This window comes from Arthrobacter sp. 10T419, assembly GCF_056394105.1.
This window is the reverse complement of sequence record NZ_JBFTHF010000003.1, coordinates 62,343-84,846: the sequence shown is the minus strand read 5'-3', so window position 1 is coordinate 84,846 and position 22,504 is coordinate 62,343. Positions and strand designations below refer to the sequence as shown.

At 69.5% G+C, this 22,504-nt stretch carries 19 protein-coding genes; 4 read left to right on the top strand and 15 right to left on the bottom strand.

What is annotated here, in order from left to right; translation table 11 throughout:
* Positions 1–82: 82 nt before the first annotated feature.
* The 3 genes from AC1DBD_RS06650 to AC1DBD_RS06640 are packed head-to-tail and all read right to left on the bottom strand — an operon-like array spanning position 83 to position 2,811.
* Complete coding sequence (locus tag AC1DBD_RS06650) at positions 83–511, bottom strand: DUF1761 domain-containing protein (RefSeq protein WP_441417962.1); 429 nt, start codon at positions 509–511, stop codon at positions 83–85.
* 57 nt (positions 512–568) lie between these two features.
* Positions 569–1,075: a MarR family winged helix-turn-helix transcriptional regulator gene (locus AC1DBD_RS06645; protein WP_441417961.1), complete on the bottom strand. Its 507-nt coding sequence runs from the start codon at positions 1,073–1,075 to the stop codon at positions 569–571.
* 2 nt (positions 1,076–1,077) lie between these two features.
* Positions 1,078–2,811 carry an AMP-binding protein gene (locus AC1DBD_RS06640; protein WP_441417960.1) on the bottom strand — a complete coding sequence of 578 codons (1,734 nt, stop codon included), beginning with the start codon at positions 2,809–2,811 and terminating at the stop codon, positions 1,078–1,080.
* A gap of 292 nt (positions 2,812–3,103) precedes the next feature.
* Here AC1DBD_RS06640 and AC1DBD_RS06635 point away from each other — a divergent pair, with 292 nt between their 5' ends.
* Positions 3,104–4,237, top strand: a complete 1,134-nt coding sequence (locus AC1DBD_RS06635) for an acyl-CoA dehydrogenase family protein (protein ID WP_476981898.1) — start codon at positions 3,104–3,106, stop codon at positions 4,235–4,237.
* Positions 4,238–4,288: 51 nt separating this feature from the next.
* Here the strand turns inward: AC1DBD_RS06635 and AC1DBD_RS06630 are convergent, their stop codons facing one another.
* Genes AC1DBD_RS06630 through AC1DBD_RS06615 form a run of 4 tightly spaced genes read right to left on the bottom strand, consistent with a single transcriptional unit; the run spans position 4,289 to position 10,062 of the window.
* Positions 4,289–6,049 (bottom strand): sensor domain-containing diguanylate cyclase, encoded by a 1,761-nt coding sequence (locus tag AC1DBD_RS06630; RefSeq protein WP_476981706.1) that lies wholly within the window; start codon positions 6,047–6,049, stop codon positions 4,289–4,291.
* Positions 6,050–6,060: 11 nt separating this feature from the next.
* Positions 6,061–6,675, bottom strand: a complete 615-nt coding sequence (locus tag AC1DBD_RS06625; RefSeq protein WP_476981705.1) for a DinB family protein — start codon at positions 6,673–6,675, stop codon at positions 6,061–6,063.
* A gap of 31 nt (positions 6,676–6,706) precedes the next feature.
* Positions 6,707–7,381: a response regulator gene (locus AC1DBD_RS06620; protein WP_476981704.1), complete on the bottom strand. Its 675-nt coding sequence runs from the start codon at positions 7,379–7,381 to the stop codon at positions 6,707–6,709.
* Complete coding sequence (locus AC1DBD_RS06615) at positions 7,378–10,062, bottom strand: DUF4118 domain-containing protein (protein ID WP_476981703.1); 2,685 nt, start codon at positions 10,060–10,062, stop codon at positions 7,378–7,380. Before AC1DBD_RS06615 ends, AC1DBD_RS06620 begins: the two co-directional genes overlap by 4 nt.
* A gap of 169 nt (positions 10,063–10,231) precedes the next feature.
* Between AC1DBD_RS06615 and AC1DBD_RS06610 the strand changes: the two genes are divergently transcribed.
* Positions 10,232–12,208 carry an APC family permease gene (locus tag AC1DBD_RS06610; protein ID WP_476981702.1) on the top strand — a complete coding sequence of 659 codons (1,977 nt, stop codon included), beginning with the start codon at positions 10,232–10,234 and terminating at the stop codon, positions 12,206–12,208.
* 35 nt (positions 12,209–12,243) lie between these two features.
* On the opposite strand, the gene AC1DBD_RS06605 is transcribed toward AC1DBD_RS06610, so the two are convergent.
* Positions 12,244–12,879, bottom strand: a complete 636-nt coding sequence (locus AC1DBD_RS06605) for a PAS and ANTAR domain-containing protein (protein ID WP_476981701.1) — start codon at positions 12,877–12,879, stop codon at positions 12,244–12,246.
* A gap of 172 nt (positions 12,880–13,051) precedes the next feature.
* Positions 13,052–13,255, bottom strand: coding sequence for a cold-shock protein (locus tag AC1DBD_RS06600; protein ID WP_013599688.1), 204 nt, complete (start codon positions 13,253–13,255; stop codon positions 13,052–13,054).
* 160 nt (positions 13,256–13,415) lie between these two features.
* Between AC1DBD_RS06600 and AC1DBD_RS06595 the strand changes: the two genes are divergently transcribed.
* Positions 13,416–14,159 carry a glycosyltransferase family 2 protein gene (locus AC1DBD_RS06595; RefSeq protein WP_441417953.1) on the top strand — a complete coding sequence of 248 codons (744 nt, stop codon included), beginning with the start codon at positions 13,416–13,418 and terminating at the stop codon, positions 14,157–14,159.
* On the opposite strand, the gene AC1DBD_RS06590 is transcribed toward AC1DBD_RS06595, so the two are convergent.
* The 6 genes from AC1DBD_RS06590 to AC1DBD_RS06565 all read right to left on the bottom strand — a co-directional run bounded on the left by AC1DBD_RS06590 (position 14,156) and on the right by AC1DBD_RS06565 (position 21,181).
* Positions 14,156–15,121 carry an alpha/beta fold hydrolase gene (locus tag AC1DBD_RS06590; RefSeq protein ID WP_476981700.1) on the bottom strand — a complete coding sequence of 322 codons (966 nt, stop codon included), beginning with the start codon at positions 15,119–15,121 and terminating at the stop codon, positions 14,156–14,158. The two genes, AC1DBD_RS06595 and AC1DBD_RS06590, sit on opposite strands and share 4 nt — an antisense overlap.
* Before the next feature lie 58 nt (positions 15,122–15,179).
* Positions 15,180–16,250 carry an alpha/beta hydrolase gene (locus AC1DBD_RS06585; RefSeq protein WP_476981699.1) on the bottom strand — a complete coding sequence of 357 codons (1,071 nt, stop codon included), beginning with the start codon at positions 16,248–16,250 and terminating at the stop codon, positions 15,180–15,182.
* 104 nt (positions 16,251–16,354) lie between these two features.
* Positions 16,355–19,090: a PEP/pyruvate-binding domain-containing protein gene (locus tag AC1DBD_RS06580; protein WP_476981698.1), complete on the bottom strand. Its 2,736-nt coding sequence runs from the start codon at positions 19,088–19,090 to the stop codon at positions 16,355–16,357.
* Between the two features lie 11 nt (positions 19,091–19,101).
* Positions 19,102–19,416: a hypothetical protein gene (locus AC1DBD_RS06575; RefSeq protein ID WP_476981697.1), complete on the bottom strand. Its 315-nt coding sequence runs from the start codon at positions 19,414–19,416 to the stop codon at positions 19,102–19,104.
* Positions 19,417–19,509: 93 nt separating this feature from the next.
* The gene (locus AC1DBD_RS06570) at positions 19,510–20,565 is read right to left on the bottom strand and encodes a zinc-dependent alcohol dehydrogenase family protein (protein ID WP_476981696.1); all 1,056 of its coding nucleotides are present in this window, start codon (positions 20,563–20,565) and stop codon (positions 19,510–19,512) included.
* Positions 20,566–20,605: 40 nt separating this feature from the next.
* Positions 20,606–21,181, bottom strand: coding sequence for a TetR/AcrR family transcriptional regulator (locus AC1DBD_RS06565; protein WP_476892899.1), 576 nt, complete (start codon positions 21,179–21,181; stop codon positions 20,606–20,608).
* Positions 21,182–21,286: 105 nt separating this feature from the next.
* On the opposite strand from AC1DBD_RS06565, the gene AC1DBD_RS06560 reads away from it, so the two are divergent.
* Positions 21,287–22,501: an MFS transporter gene (locus tag AC1DBD_RS06560; RefSeq protein ID WP_441417946.1), complete on the top strand. Its 1,215-nt coding sequence runs from the start codon at positions 21,287–21,289 to the stop codon at positions 22,499–22,501.
* The last annotated feature ends 3 nt before the right edge of the window (positions 22,502–22,504 follow it).

Sequence of the window (22,504 nt, the reverse complement as noted above, 5' to 3'; positions counted from 1 at the left end):
GCGCCTGCCGCCTATCCAGTCTAGGCACGCCCGCCCGTCCCCGGGGCGGCGCGGAATGGCAGCGCCTGCCGCTGCTGAAAGGCTACGCGGCGCTGATCCCGAACAAACCGATGATCAGAGCCATCACCATCAGGGTTACGAGCTCATGGGCGCAGTTCAGCACGGTCAGGCCAACGGGGCGGCCCTCGAACGCGTCGTGCGTGATGAAGCGGGCGGCCGTGAACCCGGCCCACAGGATCAGGGCGGTAACCAGGGTGTTGGCGAGGAAGTTTCCGCCGTAGAAATGCTGCGAGATGGCGGCGGAGCCAGCCAGCACCCAGGCGCTGACAAAGCTGACCACCAAGGTGATCAGGATGGGCTTGACGGCGTCCCTGGCGTCCCCGCTGGGGCTGACCTTGGCGATGCGCATCCAGTAGTTGCCGAACACTTTGGGCGTGTACCAGACGGACCCGACCACCATGCTGGACAGCGTGGCCAGCAGTACCGCCCAGATGTTGATCTCCGGAATCATGGGGCTCTCCTCACCTCCTGGCCGTCCGGCCGACGGCCCGCAAACGAAGTGTACGGCTTAGCCGCTGAAGTCCCCGGCATTGCGCCGGAAGTTACCGAGGATCCGGATCAGCTGCTCCACATCCTGCTCCTCGAAGCCGGATTGGCCGAAGACCTCCGAGTTCAGCACCGCCGTCGCCCGCTTGGCCAGGGTGCGCCCCTCCGAGGTGAGCTCGATCAGCGTGGTCCGTCCGTCGGTGGGGTGCGGGGAGCGGAGCACCAGCCCGGCTTCCTGCAGCCGGTCGACGGCGTTGGTCACGGACGTAGGGTGGACCTGGAGCAGGGCGCTCGCCTTGTTCATAGGGAGCGCCCCGCTGCGGGCAAAGCTGAGCAGGGCCAGCAGTTCGTAGCGCGCGAACGTCAGCCCGAAAGGCTTGAGCGCGCTTTCGATCCGTGCCAGCAGGATCTGCTGGGTCCGCATGACGGCCGTGATGGCAGCCATCGGGGCGGCGACGTCGGCCCAGCCGTGCCGTTCCCAGTTCCGCTGGGCGTCGGCGATCGGATCACGCGGCAGCGGGGTGCCCATGCCTAGCCCTGCCCTTTCAGCCCGGGGAAGTCCGCCTCCGAGTACTCTGTGCCGAGGCCCTCCGGCACGCCGCCGGCCCCATGCCGCAGTTCCTCGCTGTGCCGAAGCTCCACCCGCCGGATCTTGCCGGAAATGGTCTTGGGCAGCTCGGCGAACTCCAGCCGGCGGATCCGTTTGAACGGCGCCAGGTGCTCGCGGCAGTAGCGCAGGATGTCCTCGGCCAGCTCGGGCCCGGGTTCGTGGCCGGCCGCCAGGACCACGAAGGCCTTGGGCACGGACAGTTTGAGCGCGTCGGGGGAGGGGACGACGGCGGCCTCCGCCACCGCCGGGTGCTCGATCAGCACGCTCTCCAGCTCGAACGGGGAGAGCCGGTAGTCGGAGGACTTGAAGACGTCGTCGCCCCGGCCCACGTAGGTGATGATGCCGCGTTCGTCCCGGCTGGCCATGTCACCGGTGTGGTAGTAGCCGTCGCGGAAGGCCTCGGCCGTCTTTTCCGGGTCCCCGTAGTAGGCCTTCATCAGCCCGACGGGCCGCGGGTCCAGGCGCAGGCACAGCTCGCCGTCGTCGGACTCCTCCCCGGTGGCCGGGTCCACGAGGACGACGTCGTAGCCGGGCAGCGGCCGGCCCATCGCGCCGATCTTGATCGGCTGGCCCGGGGTGTTGGCGATCTGCACGGTGGACTCGGTCTGTCCGAAGCCGTCCCGGATGGTCTGGCCCCAGGCGCGGTGGACCTGGTCGATCACTTCGGCGTTGAGCGGCTCGCCGGCGGAAACCACCTTCGTGGGCGGGTTCTTGAGCAGGGTCAGGTCGGCCTGGATCAACATCCGCCAGACCGTGGGCGGGGCGCAGAAGCTCGTCACCCGCTCGCGGTCCATCTGCTCCATCAGCGCCTTCGCGTCGAAACGCTCGTAGTTGTAGATGAACACGCAGGCCTCGGCGATCCAGGGCGTGAACACGTTGGACCAGGCGTGCTTGGCCCAGCCTGGTGAGGCGACGTTCAGGTGCACATCGCCCGGCTCCATCCCGATCCAGAACATGGTGGACAGGTGGCCCACCGGGTAGGAAGTGTGGGTGTGCTCCACGAGCTTGGCCTTCGAGGTGGTGCCGGAGGTGAAGTAGAGCAGCAGGGTCTCGTCGGCCAGGGTCGGCGCGTCCGGGCTGAAGTCTTCCGCCGCGCCCGCGGCCTCGCTGTACTGAAGTGCCGCTGTGTTGGTTTCGGCGTTGCCGGCGGCGCCAATTTCGATCAGGCGGTAGTCACCCGGGACGCCGGTGAACTTGTCGATGTTGGCGCTTCCGACGGCGGCCCAGCTGGCCCCGCCGCGTTCCACCCGGTCCTGCAGGTCGGCCGGACCCATCAGCGTGGTGGTGGGGATCATCACGATCCCGAGCTTGATGCCGGCCAGCATCAGCTCCCACAGCTCCACCTGGTTGCCGAGCATGATGATCATCCGGTCCCCGCGGCGCACGCCCTGGGCCCGGAGCCAGTTGGCCACCTGCGCGGAGCGCGCCGAAAGGTCAGCGAAGCTGCGCCGCGTGGCCGTGCCGTCCTGCTCCACGATCACCAGGGCGGGCTTGTCCGCCTTGGCCGGATCGGCGGCGATCTGGTCGAACCAGTCCAGGGCGAAATTGAACTCCTGGAAGCGCGGCCATTTGAATTCCTGCCGGGCGGCGGCGTAGTCCCCGCGCAGGGCCAGCAGCCTGTCCCTCGCGGCGCGGAATTCCTCAGTGACGGTCATGGTGCACCTTTCGCAGCCGGTCGCAGCCAGGCGGTCCGGTGGCGGCCGCCGCTGGCCTAGTGATCCACATCACTGTGCAATATACTAGGACATCCAAGGGTTTGGAAGAGCCGATGTTGCTGCCGATGCGCGGCACATTACGAAGGGATATGTGCCCGTGCAGTCACAAGGAAGTGCCGGCGGACAGACCGCCGTCCAGGCAATGGCAGGCCAGGCAACGGCAAGCCGCGGCGGCGCCGCGGAAAGTTCGGCCCAGGCCCCGGCAACTCCGCCGTTCCCGGACGCAGACCTGATGTACATCGTGGACCTCCTGCCCGCGGACGAGCGGGAGCGCTACCAGGGGATCCGGGATTTCCTGCAGGCCCGGATCCGCGCCGCATCGATCGACTACTGGAACCGCGAGGAGTTCCCCTTCGGCCTGCTCGCCGAGCTGGGCAAGCACGGCCTCGGCGGCCTGCAGACGGACGGCAGCTCCAAGCTCTTCAAGGGGCTGATGTATGTCGAGGTGGCGCGCGCCGACGTCTCGCTCTCGGCGCTGGTGGGGATCCACAATGAGCTGATCGTCGGCATGATCGGCGAGCTCGGCTCGGAGGAGCAGAAGGCCCGCTGGCTCCCGGGGCTCACCGCCTTCACCCAGCTCGGCGCGTTCGCCCTGACCGAGCCGGACCACGGCTCGGACATCGCCGGCGGACTGTCCACCACGGCGCGGCTGGAGAACGGCGAATGGGTGATCACCGGAGCCAAACGCTGGATCGGCGCCGGCACCATCGCCGACTTCGCCCTGGTCTGGGCCCGCGACGTCGCGGACCAGCAGATCAAGGGCTTCATCGTCGAGACGGACCGGCCCGGCTACACCGCCACCAAGATCGCGAACAAGATCGGCCTGCGGATCATGCAGAACGCTGACATCGTCCTGGACGAGGTCCGCATCCCGGAATCCAACCTGCTGCCCGGTGCCACGGACTTCTCGCGGGCCAACGAGCTGCTGCGGGACTCGCGCGCCTGGGTGGGCTGGCAGGCCGCCGGCATCCAGCTGGCCGCGTTCGACGTTGCCCGGGCCTACTCGCTGGAACGCAAGCAGTTCGGCAAGGAGCTGGCGCGCTTCCAGCTCGTGCAGCAGCAGCTGGCCGAGATCCTCGGCAACGCCAGCGTCTCGCTGGCGCTGATGGCGCAGCTGGCGCGGATCCAGCAGGAGGGCAAGCTGGACATGGTGCAGGCCGCCATGGCGAAGTCCACCACCACCCGGCTGGCGCGGGCCTCCGTCGCGATGGGACGCTCGCTGTTGGGCGGCAACGGGATCAGCACCGACTACGAGATGGGCAAGCTCTTCGGCGACGCCGAGATCCTCTACACCTACGAGGGGAGCTACGAGATCAACTCCCTGATCGTGGCGCGGGCCGTTACCGGGAAGTCCGCTTTCGTCTAGAGTCCGACGCGGCCGCGCTCCGGCCGGCCGCGGCCGCGAGCCGGGAACGCCCTAGCGGGAGGCGCCGTAGCGTTCGCTGCGGTTGCGGCCGGCGTGTTTGGCCGCGTACAGCGCCCGGTCCGCGCAGGCCAGCAGGCTGTGGCTGCCGGCGTCGCGGAGTTCGCAGACGCCGGCCGAAACCGTGATGGAGCCGACCTCGCCGAACGGCTCCGACTCGATCGCCTTACGGGCCCGTTCCGCCGCGAGCAGGGCCTCGGCGCCGTCCGTCCCCGGCAGCAGCCAGACGAATTCCTCACCGCCGAAGCGGGCCACGATCTCATCCTGGCGGGCGACGCCGCGGAGCCGGGCCGCGACATCCGCGAGCACCACATCGCCGATGATGTGGCCGAAGGTGTCGTTGACCTTCTTGAAGTGGTCGATGTCGAGGACGACGGCGCTGAGGCTGGTGCCGCGGGTGGCCGCCAGTTCAATCTCGTGCGAGAGGTGCTGCTCGAGGGCACGCCGGTTGGGCAGGCCGCTGAGCTGGTCGGTGGTGGCCTGCAGCTCCAGGCTGGCCCGGGCCTCGGTGTTGCCGATGGCAATTTCCACCAGTTCGGCGAACTGGGCCAGCCGTTCCAGCATCACCTCGGTGACGCCCGTGCTGGACTTCGAGGTCAGGTTAACCACGCCCCACAAACTGCCGTGGACCCTGATCGGGGCGCCCGCCGCGGACTGGAAACCTCCGGCCCGCATCTGCTCGGCGGCGGGGCCCCCTTCCGGGCCGTAGACCACCAGGGCGGGCCTGCCGGTTACGGCGACGCGGACGGTGGCCGAGATGTCGGTCGGCGAAAAAACGTGCGTGCGGCTCAGGGTGGGCGGCAACGCCGGCGCCATCGCCACGATTTCCGCTGACAGTGCGCCGGTGAAACGGACGACGGCGGCCGAGTCCACCTGGAAGAGGTCCCGCACAATGAAAGCGACCTGCTCCGAGATGGCCGCCGGGGCGGCGTTGCGGGCGACGGCGGTGGCGATCTCGTGCAGCGCGGCCCACGTCTGTTCCTGCCGGAGCCGATCGGTGACGTCGACCGCCACCACCATGCCGGCGGTGGCGTCGTCGTCGTCGGAGTATACGGGGCCGGCCTTCAGCCGGTAGGTGCGGGGCCCGATCTGCCGGGTCCAGGAAACCTCCTGGCCGGACAGCGCGGCGCGGTAGCGGGGTTCCAGTTCGTTGGCGAGGGCGCCGTCGAGCACATCGTGGATCCGCCGGCCCTCGAGCTCGGCGGAGCGGTAGCCGAAGGCCTCCAGCTCCTGGCCCTCGGCGATCAGGTAGCGCAGTTCCGAATCGAAGAGCAGGACAAAGACGCCGGGGACACTGCGCGCCAGTGCCCGGTAGCGGTCGGTGTCCCGCTGCTGGCGGCGCTCGGCGAGCACCCGCTCGGTGATGTCCGTGACCATCACGAAGAAGCCCTGAACCCCGCCGTCGCTCAGGTCCGGCATGTAGGAGACCTCGGCGAAACGCGTCGCACCTGCGGCATCCGTGAGCGTGCGCTTGAAAAGCTGCGGCTCGCCGTCGAGGACCTTGGAAATGTGGGGGTAGTTGGCCTCGTACACGGCGTCGCTGAGCAAATCCCGGATGTGGATGCCGTGCAGTTCCTCGGGGGAGACCCCGAACCACTCGCGGTACGCGTCGTTGGCCAGCCGGTTCCGCAGCTCGGCGTCCCAGTAGCCCACCATCGCCGGAATGCCGTTGAGCACGGCCCGCAGCTGGGCGGGTACCTCCGGCAGCGGCGGCTGCCGTGCGTTCTCCCGGGCGAGAGCGCTGTGAATATTCATTGCCCCAGTATCTATTGCGGCGGCTCCCGACGGAAAACCGGGGCTGCCGCCCGCGCGGCCGCCCGGGCGGCCGTCTCTATCCTGTTCCGGTGGGCCGCCCAATCCTCGCCGGTACGCAGCGTCAGGTTTGGGTCGCCGGGTCCTTTCCCGGCCGTCCCGTCGATGAGTTCGCGGAGGATGTCCGCATGGCCCAGATGCTGCGCCGTTTCAACGCACAAGTGGACCAGGATCTGCTGCAGCGTGACGTGCCGGCGGTCCTCGGCCCACCATGGAACCTCGCCCGGGGCGTCCAGCGGAAGGGCCTCGATGGTGGCATCGCTGTGGGCAGCGGCGGCGTGGTGCAGTTCCACAATCTGGTCCCGGGTCTCGTCCGGGGTCGCCCACAAGTCGGCATCCGGTTCGGCACCCTCTTCCAGCCAGGGCAGGGGCTGGGCGTGGGGGCGGCCGAACACTTCGCCGAAGTAGCCGATCTCGACGCTGGCCACGTGCTTGACCAGGCCCAGGAGGTTGGTTCCGGTGGGCGTCACGGGCCGGCGGATGTCGTACTCATCCAGACCGTCCAGCTTGGCCAGCAGTTCGGCGCGGCGCAGGCGCAGGTAGCGGTGCAGAATCTCCTTCTCGTCCATGCCCGGAATCCTACCGGGGCCGCCCGCCGCTTCAGGGCTGGAAGCGGTAGCCGATCCCGGCCTCGGTGAGCAGGTGCCGGGGTGCGGCGGCATCCGGTTCCAGCTTGCGGCGGAGCTGGGCCATGTACACCCGGAGGTAGTTGGTCTCCTTCGCGTAGGCCGGACCCCATACCTCGGACAGCAGCTGTTGCTGGGTGATGAGCTTCTCCGGGTTACGGACCAGCACTTCCAGCATTTTCCACTCCGTCGGCGTGAGCCGGACGTCCTCGCCGTCGCGGGTGACCCGGCGCTTGCCGAGGTCCACGGTGAAAGCGTCGGTTGTGATCACCGGTTCGTGCTCCGGATCGGCGCTGCGGCGCAGCAGCGCGCGCAGCCGGGCCAGCAGCTCGTCCAGCCCGAACGGCTTGGTGATGTAGTCATCGGCGCCGGCGTCGAGAGCCTGGACTTTGTCGTCCGAGCCATGGCGGGCGGACAGCACCAGCACGGGAACCTGGCTCCAGCTGCGCAGTTTCGCGAGGACTTCGGTGCCGTCCATGTCCGGGAGGCCAAGGTCCAAGACGATCAGCGCGGGCGGGATTCGGGCCGCAGCCAGGAGCGCGGACCGGCCATCCGACGCCGCAATGACGTCATAGCCGTGGGCCCGCAGCGTGATCCGCAGGGCGCGCAACAGGTAGGGGTCGTCGTCGACCACCAGCACTGCGGTCATGGCACGTCCGTGGGGGAAGAGAGGATCGGCGGTGCATGGTGGCGCCGGGCCAGCGCGGACTGGGGCTCCAGCGGCGCCTGGTCCGGGTCCTCCCGGAAGGGTGCACCCTCGGAGATCGGCAGGCTGATGACCATGGTCAGGCCGCCTCCCGGCGTGGCCTCCGCGCTGAGCCGGCCGCCCATGGCCTCGGTGAACCCTTTAGCCACGGCCAGGCCGAGGCCGACGCCGCTGGCCCGGCTCGCGTCATCCAGACGCTGGAAGGGACGGAACATCTCCACGACCTTCTCCGCCGGGACTCCCGTGCCGTGGTCGATGATCCGCATCTCCCCGGCGGGCCGGCCACCCACCATTGCGGGACTGAGTCCGCCGCTGCTGCCCGTGAGCACAATGTCCGAATCCGGGGCGTACTTCACGGCATTTTCCACGATGTTCGCGATGACACGCTCAAGCATTCCGGGATCCGCCTCCACCTCCGGCATGTTCGCCGGCAGCTCCACCCGGACCCGTCCGGCCGGGATTCCGTGCAGGCCGCCGCCCACCACCTCGTACCAGCGCACGGGCCGGAGCATGGGGGTGACGGAATCGGAGGTGATCCGGGACATGTCCAGCAAGTTTCCCACCAGGCTATCGAGCCGGTCGGAGCACTCGTCGATGGTCGCCAGCAGCTCCTGTTCCTCTTCCCGGCTGTAGCGGACACCGGGCTGACGCAAGCCCCCGACCGCGAGCTTAATGCCGGCCAATGGGGTGCGGAGGTCATGCGAGACGGCGCGGAGCAGCGAGGTGCGTACCGTGTTGCTTTCAGCAAGGCGGGCCAGCTGGCTCCGGCTGGCCTGCAGTTGCTGGTTCTCCAGCTGGGCCAGCAGGTGCACGCCAAACGCTCCAAGCAGACGCCGGTCGCTGGCCGGAAGCACCCGCCCGGAAAGGACCAGCCGGGTGGTGGCATTGATCTGTTCGACGTTGTCCCCGGACGGTCCGTCAGTGGTCGACGGGCCCCCGCCCTGGCGGGCTGCCACGGGTGGAAAGTCGCCGACGCCGGCCAGCAGCCGCCACTGCGCTGGTCCCGGCTCGGCGTCGACGTCGCCGCCAGCCAGGCCGAACAGGGCGGCGCCGCGGACCTGGAAGACGTCCAGAGCCTGTTCCAGCAGGCCCGTGACGGTGTCTTCGGAACCCGCTGCGCCGCGTGACAACTCGGCCAGCGTAGTTGCTTCGGCCCTGGCCCGGGCGGCCTCCTTGGAGCGCCGCGCGGAGAGGTCGACGACGACGGCGACGGCGGCGGACACGCCCACAAAGACCAGCAGGGCGAGAACGTTCTGGGCGTCGCTGATGGTCAGGTTGCCCAACGGTGGGGTGGAGAAGTAGTTCACCAGCAGGCTGCTCCACAGCGCGGCGAAGATCGCAGGCCACAGCCCTCCGACCAGCGCCACAGCCACGGAACCCGTCAGCTGCACCAGCATGGACGTGGCCAGGTTCTTGTCCGGATTGACCGCCAGCAGCAGCTGGAGCAGCGCAGGAACAACAACAGCGAGGCCGAAGCCGACGCTGACGCGGAGCCTGCCCAGGTCCCTGTGCCGGTTCCGGCGCACACCGCTTGGGGCACGCTCCTGCGGCACGAGATGGACATCGATGCCGGCGGAAGCGCGGAGCACCCTGGCGGTGGTGCCCCCGCCACGGAGGCCCGCCATCAGGCGGGCTGCAGGGTCCTTGCGGGAGACGCCAAGGACCAGCTGGGAGGCATTGACGCTGCGCGCGAACTCCAGCAGCGCCTCAGCCGGATCCTCGCCGGTGACCACGTGGTAGCTGCCGCCAAGGTCCTGGACCAGCTGCCGCTGCCCTTCAAGGGCCTGCGGCGACTCGTCCGCGATCCCTTCGGAGGCCCTGACATGGACGGCCAGCAGGTCGATGCCGCTGACGCGGTGGAGCAACCGGGCGCCGCGGCGGATCAGCGCCTCGCCCTCGGTGCCCCCGGCCAGTCCGACCACGACCCGTTCCCGGGCCGGCCAGCTGTTGCTGATCCGCTTACCCTCCCGGTAGCTGGCCAAGCCCTCGTCCACCCGGTCGGCCAGCCACAACAGCGCGAGTTCGCGCAGGGCCGCCAGGTTCCCGGGGCGGAAGTAGTTGGACAGTGCCGCGTCCACCCGGTCCGGCGGCACAATTTTGCCGGCCGCCACACGCTGCCGCAGGAGGTCGGGGGAGAGGTCCACGAGTTGGAGCTGGTCGGCCCGCCGGACGACCCCGTCGGGGACGGTTTCCGCGGGACGGCCCTGGGTGATCGCACTGACGACGTCGGCCAGGGAGGCAAGCTGGTGGATGTCGAGGGTGGACAGGACGTTGATCCCGGCCGCCAACAGTTCGTCGATGTCCTGCCAGCGGTGCCGGTTCCTGCTGCCGGGGGCGTTGGAGTGGGCGTACTCGTCCACCAGGGCGGTGGCCGGCGCCCGGAGCAGGACGGCGTCCAGGTCCAGTTCCTCGACGTCGAGCCGGCCAAGGGGCACCCGGCTTGGCCCAAGCACTTCGAGGCCCGCCAGCAGTGCGCGGGTCTCGCGGCGGCCCCGGTCGCGGGCGAAGGCGACGACCACATCCTCGCCGGCGCCCTGGAGCCGGTGTCCTTCCCGGAGCATGGCGTAGGTCTTGCCCACGCCCGGGGCGGACCCCAGGAAGATGCGCAGCGTTCCACGTGCCATGCAGCCATTCTTCCATTCCGACCAAGCCCCGGCGGAGGAGCGCGGCGTAAAGGATTCATCAAGATCCGCGCCAGGGGGGCTGCCGGAGTCCCGGCCGCTGCTAGCTTCGCAACTGAGGGGCAGAATGCGGCGCCCGCCCGTGAGAGAGGCGCCGTGAGGAAAGGACGAGATGACCACCCTGAGCAGGCCGCCGGTAGACCCGTCGGCGCCGAAGCCCGCCCGCCGGACCATCCTGCGGAATTGGCTGCTGGTGGGGCTGCAGGACAGCAAGGGCGCGCACCAGGGCCCCGGCGGCGTGCCCACGGCCCAGGAGAAGAAGCACACCTGGTGGCAGGTCATGTGCCTGACCGGCGTCGACTACTTCTCCACCCTGGGCTACCAGCCGGCCATCGCCGCGCTCGCCGCGGGGGTGATTTCGCCGCTCGCGACGCTCGTCCTGGTGGCGATTACGCTGCTGGGCGCGCTGCCGGTCTACCGCCGCGTCGCCGGCGAGAGCCACCGCGGCGAAGGGTCCATCGCCATGCTGGAACGGCTGATGCCGCGCTGGGGCGGAAAGCTCTTCGTCCTGGTCCTGCTCGGCTTCGCCGCGACTGACTTCATGATCACGATGACGCTGTCCGCCGCTGACGCCACCGCCCACCTGGTCCAGAACCCGGTGGCGCCCGGTTGGCTGCAGGGACAAAACGTCCCCGTCACCCTGATCCTGCTGGCCCTCCTCGGAGCGGTGTTCCTGCGCGGCTTCAAGGAAGCGATCGGCGTCGCCGTCGTGATCGTCGGACTCTATCTGGGCCTGAACGTCGTGGTCGTCGCCGCGTCGCTCTGGGAGGTGCTGAGCCATCCGCTGGCCGTGGACAACTGGTGGCAGGCCATCTCCACCTCGCACGGAAACCCGCTGCTGGCGGTCGGGTTCGCGCTGCTGGTCTTCCCCAAGCTCGCCCTGGGCCTCTCCGGGTTCGAAACCGGCGTCGCCGTAATGCCGCAGATCAAGGGCCATGCCGACGATACCGAAGAGTACCCGGCCGGCCGGATCCAGGGCGCGCGCAAACTGCTGACCACCGCCGCCCTGATCATGAGCACCTTCCTGATCGTCAGCAGCTTCACCACCGTGGTGCTGATTCCGGAGCAGGAGTTCCGGCCCGGCGGCCAGGCCAACGGGCGCGCCCTGGCCTTCCTGGCCCACGAACACCTCGGCGTGGGCTTCGGCACCGTCTACGACATCTCCACGATCGCCATCCTCTGGTTCGCCGGCGCCTCCGCCATGGCCGGGCTGCTCAACCTCGTGCCGCGCTACCTGCCCCGCTACGGGATGGCCCCCGGCTGGGCCCGGGCCGTGCGTCCCCTGGTCCTGGTCTTCACCCTCATCGGTTTCCTGATCACCTGGCTCTTCGACGCCGACGTCGACGCGCAGGGCGGCGCGTACGCCACCGGCGTGCTGGTGCTGATGACCTCGGCGGCCGTGGCCGTGACCCTTTCGGCCCGCCGCCAGCGGCAACGCAAGCGCACCGTGGGCTTCGGCGTCATTGCCGTCGTGTTCATCTACACCACCGTGGCCAACATCATCGAACGACCCGAAGGCATCCGGATCGCGTCGATCTTCATCTTGGGCATCATCGTGATTTCCCTGCTCTCCCGCGCCCGCCGGTCCTTCGAGCTGCATGCCACGCACGTCCATCTGGACCGGCAGGCGCTGGAGTTCATGTCCGATGAGCTGGAAGGGCCGCTCCGGATCGTCGCCCACGAGCCGATGCGCCTCAGCGCGGAGGCGTACCGGCAAAAACTGGAGTCCGCGATTGAGGTCAGCCACCTGCCGCTGGACTACCGGGCGCTGTTCCTGGAGGTCATCGTGGATGATTCCTCGGACTTCGAAACCGAACTGGAGGTCCGCGGCATCACCCGGCACGGCTACCGGATCCTTGAAGTGCACGGCCCCGTGGTCCCCAACACGATCGCCTCGGTGCTGCTGCACATCCGGGACGTGACCGGGCTGATGCCGCACATCTATTTCCGCTGGACCGAGGGGAACCCGCTCACCAACCTGCTGCGCTTCCTCGCGTTCGGCGAAGGAGAAATCGCGCCGGTCACCCGCGAGGTGCTGCGCGAGGCCGAACCCGATGTCACACGGCGGCCCTGGGTGCACGTCGGCTAGGACTGGGCGGCAACCAGTGGCTCGGGCTCGGGGCGCTACAGGGTAGGAAGATCCTGGCTCTTCGCCTCCCTGGGCGTGGCCGTGGCGCGCTCGACGATTTCGCTGGCAATGGCGGTGACCTTGCGGTTCGTGTCGGCGCTCAACTGGCTGATGAGCCCGAATGCTTCATCTGCGTTGACCCCCGTGCGCCCCATGAGGATGCCTTTCGCCTGTTCGATAACCGCCCGGTTGCGGGCGGATGCCGCGACGGCTTCTGTGGCGAGTTGATGGCGGTCAGTATGGATTGATTGGGTGAGGTCCACGATGACGCCCCAGACACCGACGGGTGTAGTGCCTTCGAGGATGTAGTCCGCGGAGAAGAGCAACTTGTGCTGCCGGTTCTTTTTGTCGCGGATTGAGACGTAGATGGACGATGGCCCGCCCACGGCCGCCACGCGTTCCCAGTAGGCCTGGACTTTTGGCCGGTCTTCGGGCTCGAGGTGGGGGAAGACCATTTCCATGGACGGGACCACTTCGCCCCGTTCATACCCGTAGATTCGGTAGAGGCCGTCAGACCAGCGGAAAACGCCGTCGGCGAAGTAGTACTCGACCAGCCCGGTGGGGCAGTCGAGGAAGTCGTCGTTGGGGGTCCGGTCAGGGACTGACCCCGGATATTTGCTCTTTGATGTCATGGGCCGGGCCGTTCGACGTACTGCGCCCGGCGTTCCTGCGTCTGGGCCTGAAAGGTCCAGAATATCGCAGGGCCACTGTCTGACAACGAAACAAAGCCCCTCCGGAGTGACTCCGGAGGGGCTTCATGTTTTCTAGGAGAAGTGTTCCGGCAGGCCGGGCCTTCCTGAAAGCTTAGAGCGGGCGGATGTTCTCAGCCTGGGGGCCCTTCGGACCCTGGGTGACGTCGAACTCGACCTTCTGGTTCTCGTCCAGCGAGCGGTAGCCGCTGGAAGCGATTGCCGAGTAGTGGGCGAAAACGTCGGCCGACCCGTCATCCGGGGCAATGAAGCCAAAACCCTTTTCGGCGTTGAACCATTTAACTGTGCCTGTAGCCATGCCTTTATCCTTCTGAAATGCTGCTGATCTCCGGCGGCCACGGAAGGCCAACGGCTGCGGAGACATTCGTCCGCTGTCCCCAACGTACGGGGCGCAGGGCCGCGGTGCAAGAGGCTGAGTGCGGGAGTTAATCCCGGGCTGGAGCTATAGTCGGCTCACCATGACAACAATCTCGGTGGTCATTCCCACCCGGAACGATGCGCAGATGCTCGCCGCGTGCCTGGCGGCACTCGGCAGGCAGAGCCGCCGCGCCGACGAGGTGATCGTGGTGGACAACGGCAGCACCGACAACACTGCCGCGGTCTGCACGGCCGCCGGGGCGCGGCGGATCGTCGTTGACCTGCCGGGAATCGCGGCGGCCACCGCCCGCGGATTCGACGAGGCGGACTCGGAAATCATCGCGCGCCTGGATGCCGACTCCGTCCCGCCCGCCGACTGGCTGGAACGTGTCGAAGCCATCCTGGACAAGGCCGGTCCGCTGACCGCGGTGAGCGGGCCCGGGAACTTCTACGGCGGGACGCGGTTTGCGCGCTGGGTGGGCCGGAACATCTGGATTGCCGGTTACTTCTGGGCCATCGGTCTCCTGCTGGGGCATCCGCCGCTGTTTGGCTCAAATTTCGCCCTGCGGGCCGACGTCTGGGAAAAGATCCGCGGCACGGTCCACCGGGGCAGGCCGCCGGTGCACGACGACCTCGACATTTCCTACCAGATCCCGCCGGAGGTGTCCGTGCTCTGGGAGCCGGCGCTGCGGGTAGGCGTCTCGGCCCGGCCGTTCGAAAGCCGGCACGCCGTCGGGCGCCGGCTGTCGATGGCGTGGACGACGTTCGGCGTCGAGTTCAGGTCCGAGCGCCCGCTGCGCCGGCGCCGCCGCCGCAAGAGGTGGGAACGCGCCCACCGGCGCTAGCTGCCTGGCGGCGTCCCGTCGGCGTCGGCGTAGAGCGCGATCAGGTCCCGGCTCATCTGGTGCGGCGACGTTTCGCTGGGGCTGTGGCCGCCCCGATAGACGGAGATCTTCGCGCCGATCGCCTGCGCAAAGCGGCGGTGCAGTGCGAGCGGCCAGAGGTCGTGTTCGCCGACGGCGACGAACTTCGGCAGCGCCGCCGCGGCCAGGACCGGCCGGAGGTCCGGGGCGTGCTGCATCAGCCCGAAAATGTCGTTCACAGCCTTCCGGCGGGTGAAGCGGAAGCGGTATCTCACGAAACGGATCCGGTTCTGCCCCACGCGGACCACGTTGCTGCGGATGCCCGCGATCATCAGCGCCGCGCCGACCCTGGCGCTGGCCCAGCCGCTGAACCGGCCGATCCGCTGGACCCCCCGGAAGCTGTTGCCGGGCTCGGGTGGGCAGCTGAGCAGCGTGAGGCTGCGGAACAGCTCCGGCCGTTGCGCGAACGCCACCTGCGCGACGATCGCGGCGAAGGAGTAGCCGACGACGTGCGCGGCGCCCTCCCCGTCCTCCAGCAGGGCGATCAGGTCGTCGGTGAAGAGCTGGTAGTCGTAGTGCTCCCGCGGCGGGTCGAGGTGCTCGGGGCCGGCGTCGGCGGACTCATACTGGCCCGCGATGTCGCAGCTGAGCACAAAGTAGCCGGCGGCCGCGAGCCGGGGCAGCATCAGCGAGAAGTCTTCCTTGGACCCCGTCGCGCCCGGGACCATCAGCACCCGTGGATGGGCCGGGTTGCCCATGGACAAGGTCGCCAGCTCACCGCTCGGCGCATGGAAGGTCCCGCGGACAGAGCCCGACGGCGGGGCGAACCAGTCGCCGTCGGGCAGGGCGGCGTCCAGCCGGACGGCCTCGTCGATGAGCCCCGAGCCGAAGACTCCGGGGTCCGGTTCCGGTGTGCCCGGAAGATTGCGGCCTGTTGACGCCATGGACTAAACATAGCCCCCGGCGCGGGGGCGGTTCCCGGACGGCGGTCCGCCGGGGTCCTCAGCTGCCCGCCACCCTGCGCACGAACGCGTGCAGGCGGCGGTAGACCTCCTGCGACTCCGGGTACCGGAAATCCTGCTGCCACGTGTGTTCGGTGTTTGGGGAGTCCCAGCCGTATATCAGGGTGTCGACCTGCACCTCGTGCTCCCGCAGGCGCTCGATGAAGTTGAGGTTGGCGGCGTAGAAGAAGTCGCGTTCCGAAGTGGTCACGAAGACCGGCGGGAACCGGGCGTCGAGCCACTCGATCGGGGACAGGAAGCCGGCCGCCCCGCGCAGCTCCGCGATGCGGCGCCGGCTAGGGCGGGGCGCTGCCCGGGGCAGGAGCATCCGGACGAAATCCAGGCTGAGGACGAAGCCCTTGTCGAAGAACACGGAGAAGTCCACGACGCTGCAATGCTGCACCAGCCCGCGCAGGCTTGAGGCGGGGGTTGCCGGCGCCAGCGCGTAATGGCCGGCCAGTTCGGGACGGAAGCTGGCAGCGGCAAGGAGAGCGGCGATCTGGCCGCCGGCGGAGTCGCCGCCGAGGACAATCCTGGCGGGGTCGCCGCCGAAGCCCGCGATGTTGTCGCGGACCCAGGCCAGCGCAGCGTTGGCGTCCTGGAGGACGTGGGCCATGTGGAAGCGCGGGGCCCGGCGGTAGTTCACGTTGACGGCGACCATCCCGCCCTCCGCTTGGCTGGCGCAGTACTTGGTCAGCGAGGCCTTGTCGCCCGAGGTCCAGCCTCCGCCGTGGAAGTAGACATAGACCGGCTGCGGCCCGGCGCCGTCCGCAGGAGCGGCCCCAGCGGCGGACGGGGTGATGACGTCCAGGCGGTGAGCCCTGATGCCGTCGCCCACGAAGTCAATGTCGTGGAAGTAGTCGACGCCGGTGACGGGGTCGGCGTTGAAGCGGGCCTTTTCGCTCGGGCCCAGCGAGTGCATCAGGACCCGCCAGGCCCACACCGGAACCCGGCGGAGCACGCCGCGCGCGCGGCGTGCGAGGCCGAAGGCGCCGCCGGCCGGCTGTGCAGGGTATTGCACGGGCTGCTGCGGGAAGGGTTGCTGGGGTGGTGGCTGGACCGCCGGGGTCATGCTGCCATTCTAGCTGGCACGGCTGTGCTACCACGGTGAGGACAGCCTGTTCCCGGCGGAGGCCCGGGGCTACGCCCCGGGCCTCCGCCTGGGTGCGGCTGAGCTCAGTCCGGCAGTTCCTGGACCGTGCCGGCGGCGCCGTCCACGGTGACCCGCTGGCCGGTGTGCAGCCTCGTGGTGGCATCCGGCACGCCCACCACCGCCGGGATCCCGTACTCACGGGCGACCACGGCCCCGTGCGAGATGACGCCGCCCATCTCCATGACCAGGGCACCGGCCGTCATGAAGAGCGGGGTCCAGCCGGGGTCGGTCGAAGGGGCCACCAGGATTTCGCCGGGCTCGAGGCGGGCGCCTACCGGGTCCAGGATCACCCTGACCAGCCCGGTGGCGGTGCCGGCCGATGCCGGGGTCCCGGACAGGGCGCCGGTGGCCGGACGCTTCGCCATCACGGCGGCCTCCACGTCGGTCCCGTCCGAGAGCAACACCCGCGGGATGTGGCGGCGGCGCAGTTCGACGTCGTACAGGCGGCGGCGGCTCGCGACGAGAGGCTGCATTCCGGCACCCCGCAGGGCCACCCGGAGCTCGGCGAAGTCCAGGAAGAACACATCGTCGGGCGCCGCGATAACCCCGGCACGCACCAGCTCTTCGCCAACCAGCAACAGCTGCCGGTGCATTTCGCCGAGGATCTTGACGATGTGGAACTTGGGCAGCTCGCGCAGGCCGGACAGCTCCCGGACCCGGCGCAGGGACAGCTCGAGCAGCCGGGCCCGCCACTGGCCCCGGGCGCCGGCGCGCTCCACGAGACTGCGGATCCTCTCCTCCGCGTGCTCGGCGGCCCGGCGGAATTGCCGATCCGGGGCCTGCTCCGGGTCCTCGACGCGCAGGTAGTTGGAGATCATTCCCAGGATGTGGTCCGGCTGGTCCGACCAGCGCGGCATGCCCAGATCGATCTCGGCCACCGCCCGGTGGCCGTACCGGACCAGGAAGTCACGGACCCCGGCCTGCGCCGGCGCGGGAAGCGAGCCGGCGCGGTATGCCGCCGCGAGCCGCGCCGGGTCCTGCGCCAGGAAGACGTCCCGCGAGTCGGGATCGGCGCCGATCCCGACGGCCAGTTGCCAGAGTTCCAGGTCCATCTCGGTGGTCACATTGTGCGGCAGCCCGCGCAGTACCGCCTCCAGCTCGCGCGGCGGGGCGATGCCGCGAAGCAGCCGCCGTGCCACGGCCAGCATGATGTAGCCCACGGATGGCCCGGGCAGGGTGGCGCGGATCAGCCCGTCAATGGTCCGATTGGTGATCAGTTCGGTGTAGTCGAGCCGCTGCACGGCGGTGGCGGGCTCGGGCAGCACCAGCTCCGCTTCGAGGCGTTTTCCGTAGGCCTCGGCCCGGCGAAGTTCGGCCTCAGGCCGGAGGGCGGCGCCAAACAGCGCCGGGATCAGGCCGAGGAGCATGGCCAGGGTGGTGCTGGCCTCGGCGCCTTGGACCTGCCCACCGCCGGTGGCCCGGGCGGGCCGGGGGAGGGCCTTCCGGGGGCGTTGCCTGAGCGCGAATCGCGGATCCGCCAGCAGTTCGGGGAAGATCGCGGCCGATCTGCCGTCCGCCAGCGGCAGCACCCGCGTCAGGTAGCGGCGGCCCCACTTGTTCTGCACAATCGCGGTGAGGTCCACGTACATTCGCAGCCCGGGGTTGACGTACCGCCAGGGGCCCTTGCGGTTCCGCATCAGGCCGAGGGCCGCGAGCCCGATCGGCGTGATCGGTCGGGTGAGCCCCTGGAACAGGGTGCCGCAGAGGTAGACGCGCGCCCCGGCCGAGGGCGGATCAATGGGGGTCGGGGTGTTGGAGAACGGATCCTCCAGCGGATACAGCGTGGTGATCGGACGGGACTGCGTCAGCCAGGCCTTGCCCGCGGCGTCGATGACCCACTCCACATCCTGCGGCGCGCCGAAGAGACGCTGGACTGCGTCGCCCAGGCGGGTCAGTTCGGTGAGTTCGGCGTCCGCCAGGCTCCAGCCGCGTGCGGGACCGCCGTCGCCCGGAACCCGGGCCAGGACCGCCGCCGTCGCGGTGTCCACGGTGAACTGGTCAGGATTTACGGCGCCCGACACCACAGCCTGCCCCGCGCCGGGGCTGGCGTTGATCACCGTCTCGGTCCGGGTTCCGGTCACCGGGTTGGCGGTGAACATCACGCCTGCAGTGGCGGCGTCGACCATGAGCTGGACGACGACGGCGAGCCCCACCTCGCGGTGGCTGATCCCGTTGGCGGACCGGTAGGCCACCGCCCGGTCGGTCCATAGCGAAGCCCAGCAGCGCCGCACGGCGTCGACGACGGCGTCGGCGCCGCTGACGCCGGTGAACGAGTCCTGCTGGCCGGCGAAGCTTGCAAAGGGCAGGTCCTCGGCCGTGGCCGAGGACCGCACCGCGACGGCCGGCTGCGCGCCCAGCAAGCCGTAGGCCTCCCGCAGCGCCGCGTCGACGCCGGGCGGAACCGGCGCTGACAGGATCAGCTCTCGGGCGCTGGCCGCCAGGCGGTCCAGTTCCGCCGGCCCCGGACCGGCCGCCTGGCCAGCCGCTGCGCCGGTAGCGCTGTCGGCGGGCGCGCCGTCGGCAGCCGCGTCGAGCCGGGCGGCCAGGGCTGCCAGCGCGGGCGGGGCCGCGAGGCGGTAGGCGTCGGTGGTGAGGCAGAAGCCGCGCGGCACCGGAAAGTCCGCGGCGGTGAGCCTGCCAAGGTTCAGCGCCTTACCGCCGACCAACCGCAGGGGAGCGGAGGCGGTCCGGCCAAGGTCCAGCACGAACTCGTCCGGCGCAGCGGCGTCCGGCTCACCGTCGTCCGCTTCGGAGCGCATGGCTTGCGCGCCTAGTCGCTCGCCGGGTCGCCGGCGTCCTCCCACTGGATGTCCAGGTTGCGGAACACCGGCGGCGAATCGCACAGGGCCGCCATGCGCGCCGCGAATTCGGAGGTTTCCGGCCGCCGGGAATTCTCCATCGCCGACTCGTAGGAATCGAACTCGACGATGGTGAGGTACGTGCCGGGCCGGTCACGGTCCGCGGTGTTCAGGATCCGACGGAAGGTCGGGGCGGTTTCACCCTCGGTCCGGGAGGGCCTGCCGAGCGCTTCGATCTCCTCGATGCGGGACGACTGGTATTCGATGATCTGCACAAACCTGGCCATGACGGCTCCTTGACGGCTGCGGGTGCTGATGCGCATCACGCTAGACCCGCCGTCCCGGCAGTGCAAGGGCCGCACGATCCCCTGCCCGTTCGGCTAGGGCGTCAGCAGGACCTTGATGGCGCGCCGTTCGTCCATGGCGCGGTAGGCCTCCGGCGCCTCCTCCAGCGGCATGACGACGTCGAACACCCGGCCGGGGTTGATGCTGCCGTCCAGCACGTCGGCGAGCAGTTCCGGAATGTAGGTCCGGGCGGGAGCCATCCCGCCGCCGATCGAGATGTTGGTGTCGAACAGGTAGCGCAGCGGAATCTCGGCGCCGCCGGTCGGCACGCCCACGAAGCCGAGGGCGCCGCCCGGGCGGACGCTGTGCAGCGCCTGCTCCATGGATTCCTTGGTGCCGACGCATTCCAGCACGGAATCGGCCAGCACTCCGCCGAGCAGTTCGCGGACCTTCGCGACGCCGTCGTCCCCGCGCTCCGCGACGATGTCCGTGGCGCCGAACTCCCGGGCGATGGCTTGCCGGTCGGCGTGCCGGGACATGGCGATGATCCGTTCCGCGCCCAGCCGCTTGGCGGCCAGGACTCCACAGAGGCCCACGGCGCCGTCGCCCACCACGACGACGGTCCGGCCCGGTCCCGCTTTTGCCGCGAGGGCTGCGTGGTGGCCGGTGGCCATGACGTCGGAGAGGGTCAGCAGGCTGGCGCGCAGCGCGTCGTCGGGCTCGGTGATGCCAGGAACCTTGACGAGGGTGGCGTCGGCGAGCGGGACCCGGACTGCCTGGCCCTGGCCTCCGTCGATGGCCAGCCCGGCGTCGTCCTTGCCGCCCCAGCCGGCCAGGTGGTCGCAGGCGACCGAGACACCGTTGAGGCACTGCGGGCACTTGCCGCAGCTGACCACGAACGGCGCGATCACCAGGTCCCCCACGGCCAGATCGGTCACCGCGTCGCCGATGCTTTCGACCAGGCCGATGAACTCATGGCCGATCGCACGCGGCTCGTGCGTGGGCCGCACGCCGCGGTACGGCCACAGATCGGAGCCGCAGACGCAGGAGGCGGTGACCTTGACGACGGCGTCGGTGGGCTGCTGGACGGTGGGGTAGTCGCGGTCTTCAACCCGGATGTCGCCGGGGCCGTGGATGATCGTGGCGCGCATGGGGGCTCCTCGCCTGGTCGTGGATGGGGTGGAAACGAGTCTAGTCCTGGACGTCGGTGGCGGTCCCGGGGCGGAGCAGCCGGCTGATCCGGTCCTGGACCCTCAATTCCGGGGCGGACTCATGGTTGAACAGGATGCGGTAGATGACCGGCGCCACCACGGTGTCGATAATCTCCCGGGCCGCCGGCGCGGTTTCGCCGCGGGCTTCGGCCAGTCTCCGGAGCTCCTCGACATGGCCCTGCATAAGAGCGAAGTAGTCCCGGGTCACGGCGCCGTCCGCGAGCATGTCCCGCAGCACCTGCCGCCCCAGCGGGGAGGAAAATTCCTCGACGTAGGGGACGAACCAGGCCTCCATGTCCCCCCTGAGCGACCCGGTGTCCTCCACCTGCTCGGGCAGCATCCGGTTGGACGCGACGGCGGCGAGCAGCCGCGGCAGGTCCCCCCACCGCCGATAGATGGTCGAGGAGTTCACGCCGGCGCGTTCCGCCACCAGCGGCACCGACAGGGCCGAGCGGTCGCCGTCGTTCTCCTCCAGCAGCGCCCGGACCGCCTGGTGCACTGCCTGCTGGACGCGGGCGCTGCGGCCGCCCGGTCGCGGAGTCGCTGTAGCCATCATCACACCATGCTAAGGCACAACTTCTGCTTTAGTGGCGGCGTCCGGTGCTAGTCTCTTAATGCACAGATTGTGCGTTAGTTATCTGGTTGGCAGGCAGGGAAAGCATTGAAGAACACCGGTACCGCGTTCTGGCTTCACGCGGCGCTCCTGACGGTCTTTATCGGGGCCTCGTCGGCGCCGTCGCCGTTGTACGAGTTTTACGCTCGGGAATGGGGGCTCGGCTCCGCCGCTGTGACGGTCGTCTTCGCGGTGTACGCGGTGGCCGTGCTGCTGACGCTGCTGGTGGTCGGGTCGCTGGCGGACCATCTCGGCACGCGGCCCGTGCTGCTGGGGGCCGTGGCGCTGCAGATCGGGGCCATGATGACCTTCGCCTTCGCTCCCGGTCCGGAAATGCTCCTCGCGGCGAGGGCCCTGCAGGGTGTCGCTACCGGCGCGGCCATGGGCGCGGCCGGCGCCGCTCTGCTGGCCTTCGAAGGCGCCGGCCGCCGGGGCCGTGGTTCCCTCGTGAACAGTGCCGCTTCGCCGGTCGGGCTCTCCATCGGCGCGCTCGGCTCGGCGTCCCTTGTCCGGTTCCTGCCGGAACCGACCAAGACCGTGTACTTTTTCCTCGCGGCCCTGCTGCTGGTTCTCGGGACCGCCCTGCTGTGGCTGCCGAGCGCGGGGCGGAAAGCCCCCGGCTGGCTCCGTTCCCTGGTTCCCGAGGCGAAGGTCCCCAGTTCCGCGCGCAAGACAATGGCTGCGACCATGCCGGTGGCGGCCGCGACCTGGGCGCTCGCAGGCTTCTACCTCTCCCTCGGCCCTGCCCTTGCGCATTCGATCACGAAGGACAGTTCCGTGCTGGTGGGCGGGCTGGCCCTGTTCGCCCTCTTCGTCCCGGGGGCGCTGGCAATCCTCGTCGTCCGCCGCTGGTCCGACCGGAACACGCTCCTGACCGGTGTCGTCTCCCTGATCGCCGGGATATCCCTGACAGTCCTCGCCGTGCAGCTGGGGTCCGCGCCGCTCTACTTCACCGGCACCATGGTGGCCGGCGTCGGATTCGGCAGCGGCTACTTCGGCGCGATGCGGATGACGCTGCCGCTGTGCGGGCCGCACGAGCGCATCGGGATGCTCTCCAGCATCTACCTGATTTGTTACCTCGGCTTCAGTGTCCCGGCCGTGGCCGCCGGGCTGCTGGTCGCCGTGGCAGGGATGAAGGGGACGACGCTGATCTATGGTGCCGCGCTGGTGCTGGCCGCCGTCCCCGCCCTGGTGCTGACCGCCAAGGCGACGACCCGCAACAACCCCATCAACCCGGTTGCTGGACCGTCAGCAGCCTCCTGAAAG

Bases quoted from the DNA above. Each gene is read 5' to 3' on its own strand.
- AC1DBD_RS06650 (WP_441417962.1), bottom strand. From the start codon at position 511: ATGATTCCGGAGATCAACATCTGGGCGGTACTGCTGGCCACGCTGTCC.
- AC1DBD_RS06645 (WP_441417961.1), bottom strand. From the start codon at position 1,075: ATGGGCACCCCGCTGCCGCGTGATCCGATCGCCGACGCCCAGCGGAAC.
- AC1DBD_RS06640 (WP_441417960.1), bottom strand. From the start codon at position 2,811: ATGACCGTCACTGAGGAATTCCGCGCCGCGAGGGACAGGCTGCTGGCC.
- AC1DBD_RS06635 (WP_476981898.1), top strand. From the start codon at position 3,104: ATGTACATCGTGGACCTCCTGCCCGCGGACGAGCGGGAGCGCTACCAG.
- AC1DBD_RS06630 (WP_476981706.1), bottom strand. From the start codon at position 6,049: ATGAATATTCACAGCGCTCTCGCCCGGGAGAACGCACGGCAGCCGCCG.
- AC1DBD_RS06625 (WP_476981705.1), bottom strand. From the start codon at position 6,675: ATGGACGAGAAGGAGATTCTGCACCGCTACCTGCGCCTGCGCCGCGCC.
- AC1DBD_RS06620 (WP_476981704.1), bottom strand. From the start codon at position 7,381: ATGACCGCAGTGCTGGTGGTCGACGACGACCCCTACCTGTTGCGCGCC.
- AC1DBD_RS06615 (WP_476981703.1), bottom strand. From the start codon at position 10,062: ATGGCACGTGGAACGCTGCGCATCTTCCTGGGGTCCGCCCCGGGCGTG.
- AC1DBD_RS06610 (WP_476981702.1), top strand. From the start codon at position 10,232: ATGACCACCCTGAGCAGGCCGCCGGTAGACCCGTCGGCGCCGAAGCCC.
- AC1DBD_RS06605 (WP_476981701.1), bottom strand. From the start codon at position 12,879: ATGACATCAAAGAGCAAATATCCGGGGTCAGTCCCTGACCGGACCCCC.
- AC1DBD_RS06600 (WP_013599688.1), bottom strand. From the start codon at position 13,255: ATGGCTACAGGCACAGTTAAATGGTTCAACGCCGAAAAGGGTTTTGGC.
- AC1DBD_RS06595 (WP_441417953.1), top strand. From the start codon at position 13,416: ATGACAACAATCTCGGTGGTCATTCCCACCCGGAACGATGCGCAGATG.
- AC1DBD_RS06590 (WP_476981700.1), bottom strand. From the start codon at position 15,121: ATGGCGTCAACAGGCCGCAATCTTCCGGGCACACCGGAACCGGACCCC.
- AC1DBD_RS06585 (WP_476981699.1), bottom strand. From the start codon at position 16,250: ATGACCCCGGCGGTCCAGCCACCACCCCAGCAACCCTTCCCGCAGCAG.
- AC1DBD_RS06580 (WP_476981698.1), bottom strand. From the start codon at position 19,090: ATGCGCTCCGAAGCGGACGACGGTGAGCCGGACGCCGCTGCGCCGGAC.
- AC1DBD_RS06575 (WP_476981697.1), bottom strand. From the start codon at position 19,416: ATGGCCAGGTTTGTGCAGATCATCGAATACCAGTCGTCCCGCATCGAG.
- AC1DBD_RS06570 (WP_476981696.1), bottom strand. From the start codon at position 20,565: ATGCGCGCCACGATCATCCACGGCCCCGGCGACATCCGGGTTGAAGAC.
- AC1DBD_RS06565 (WP_476892899.1), bottom strand. From the start codon at position 21,181: ATGATGGCTACAGCGACTCCGCGACCGGGCGGCCGCAGCGCCCGCGTC.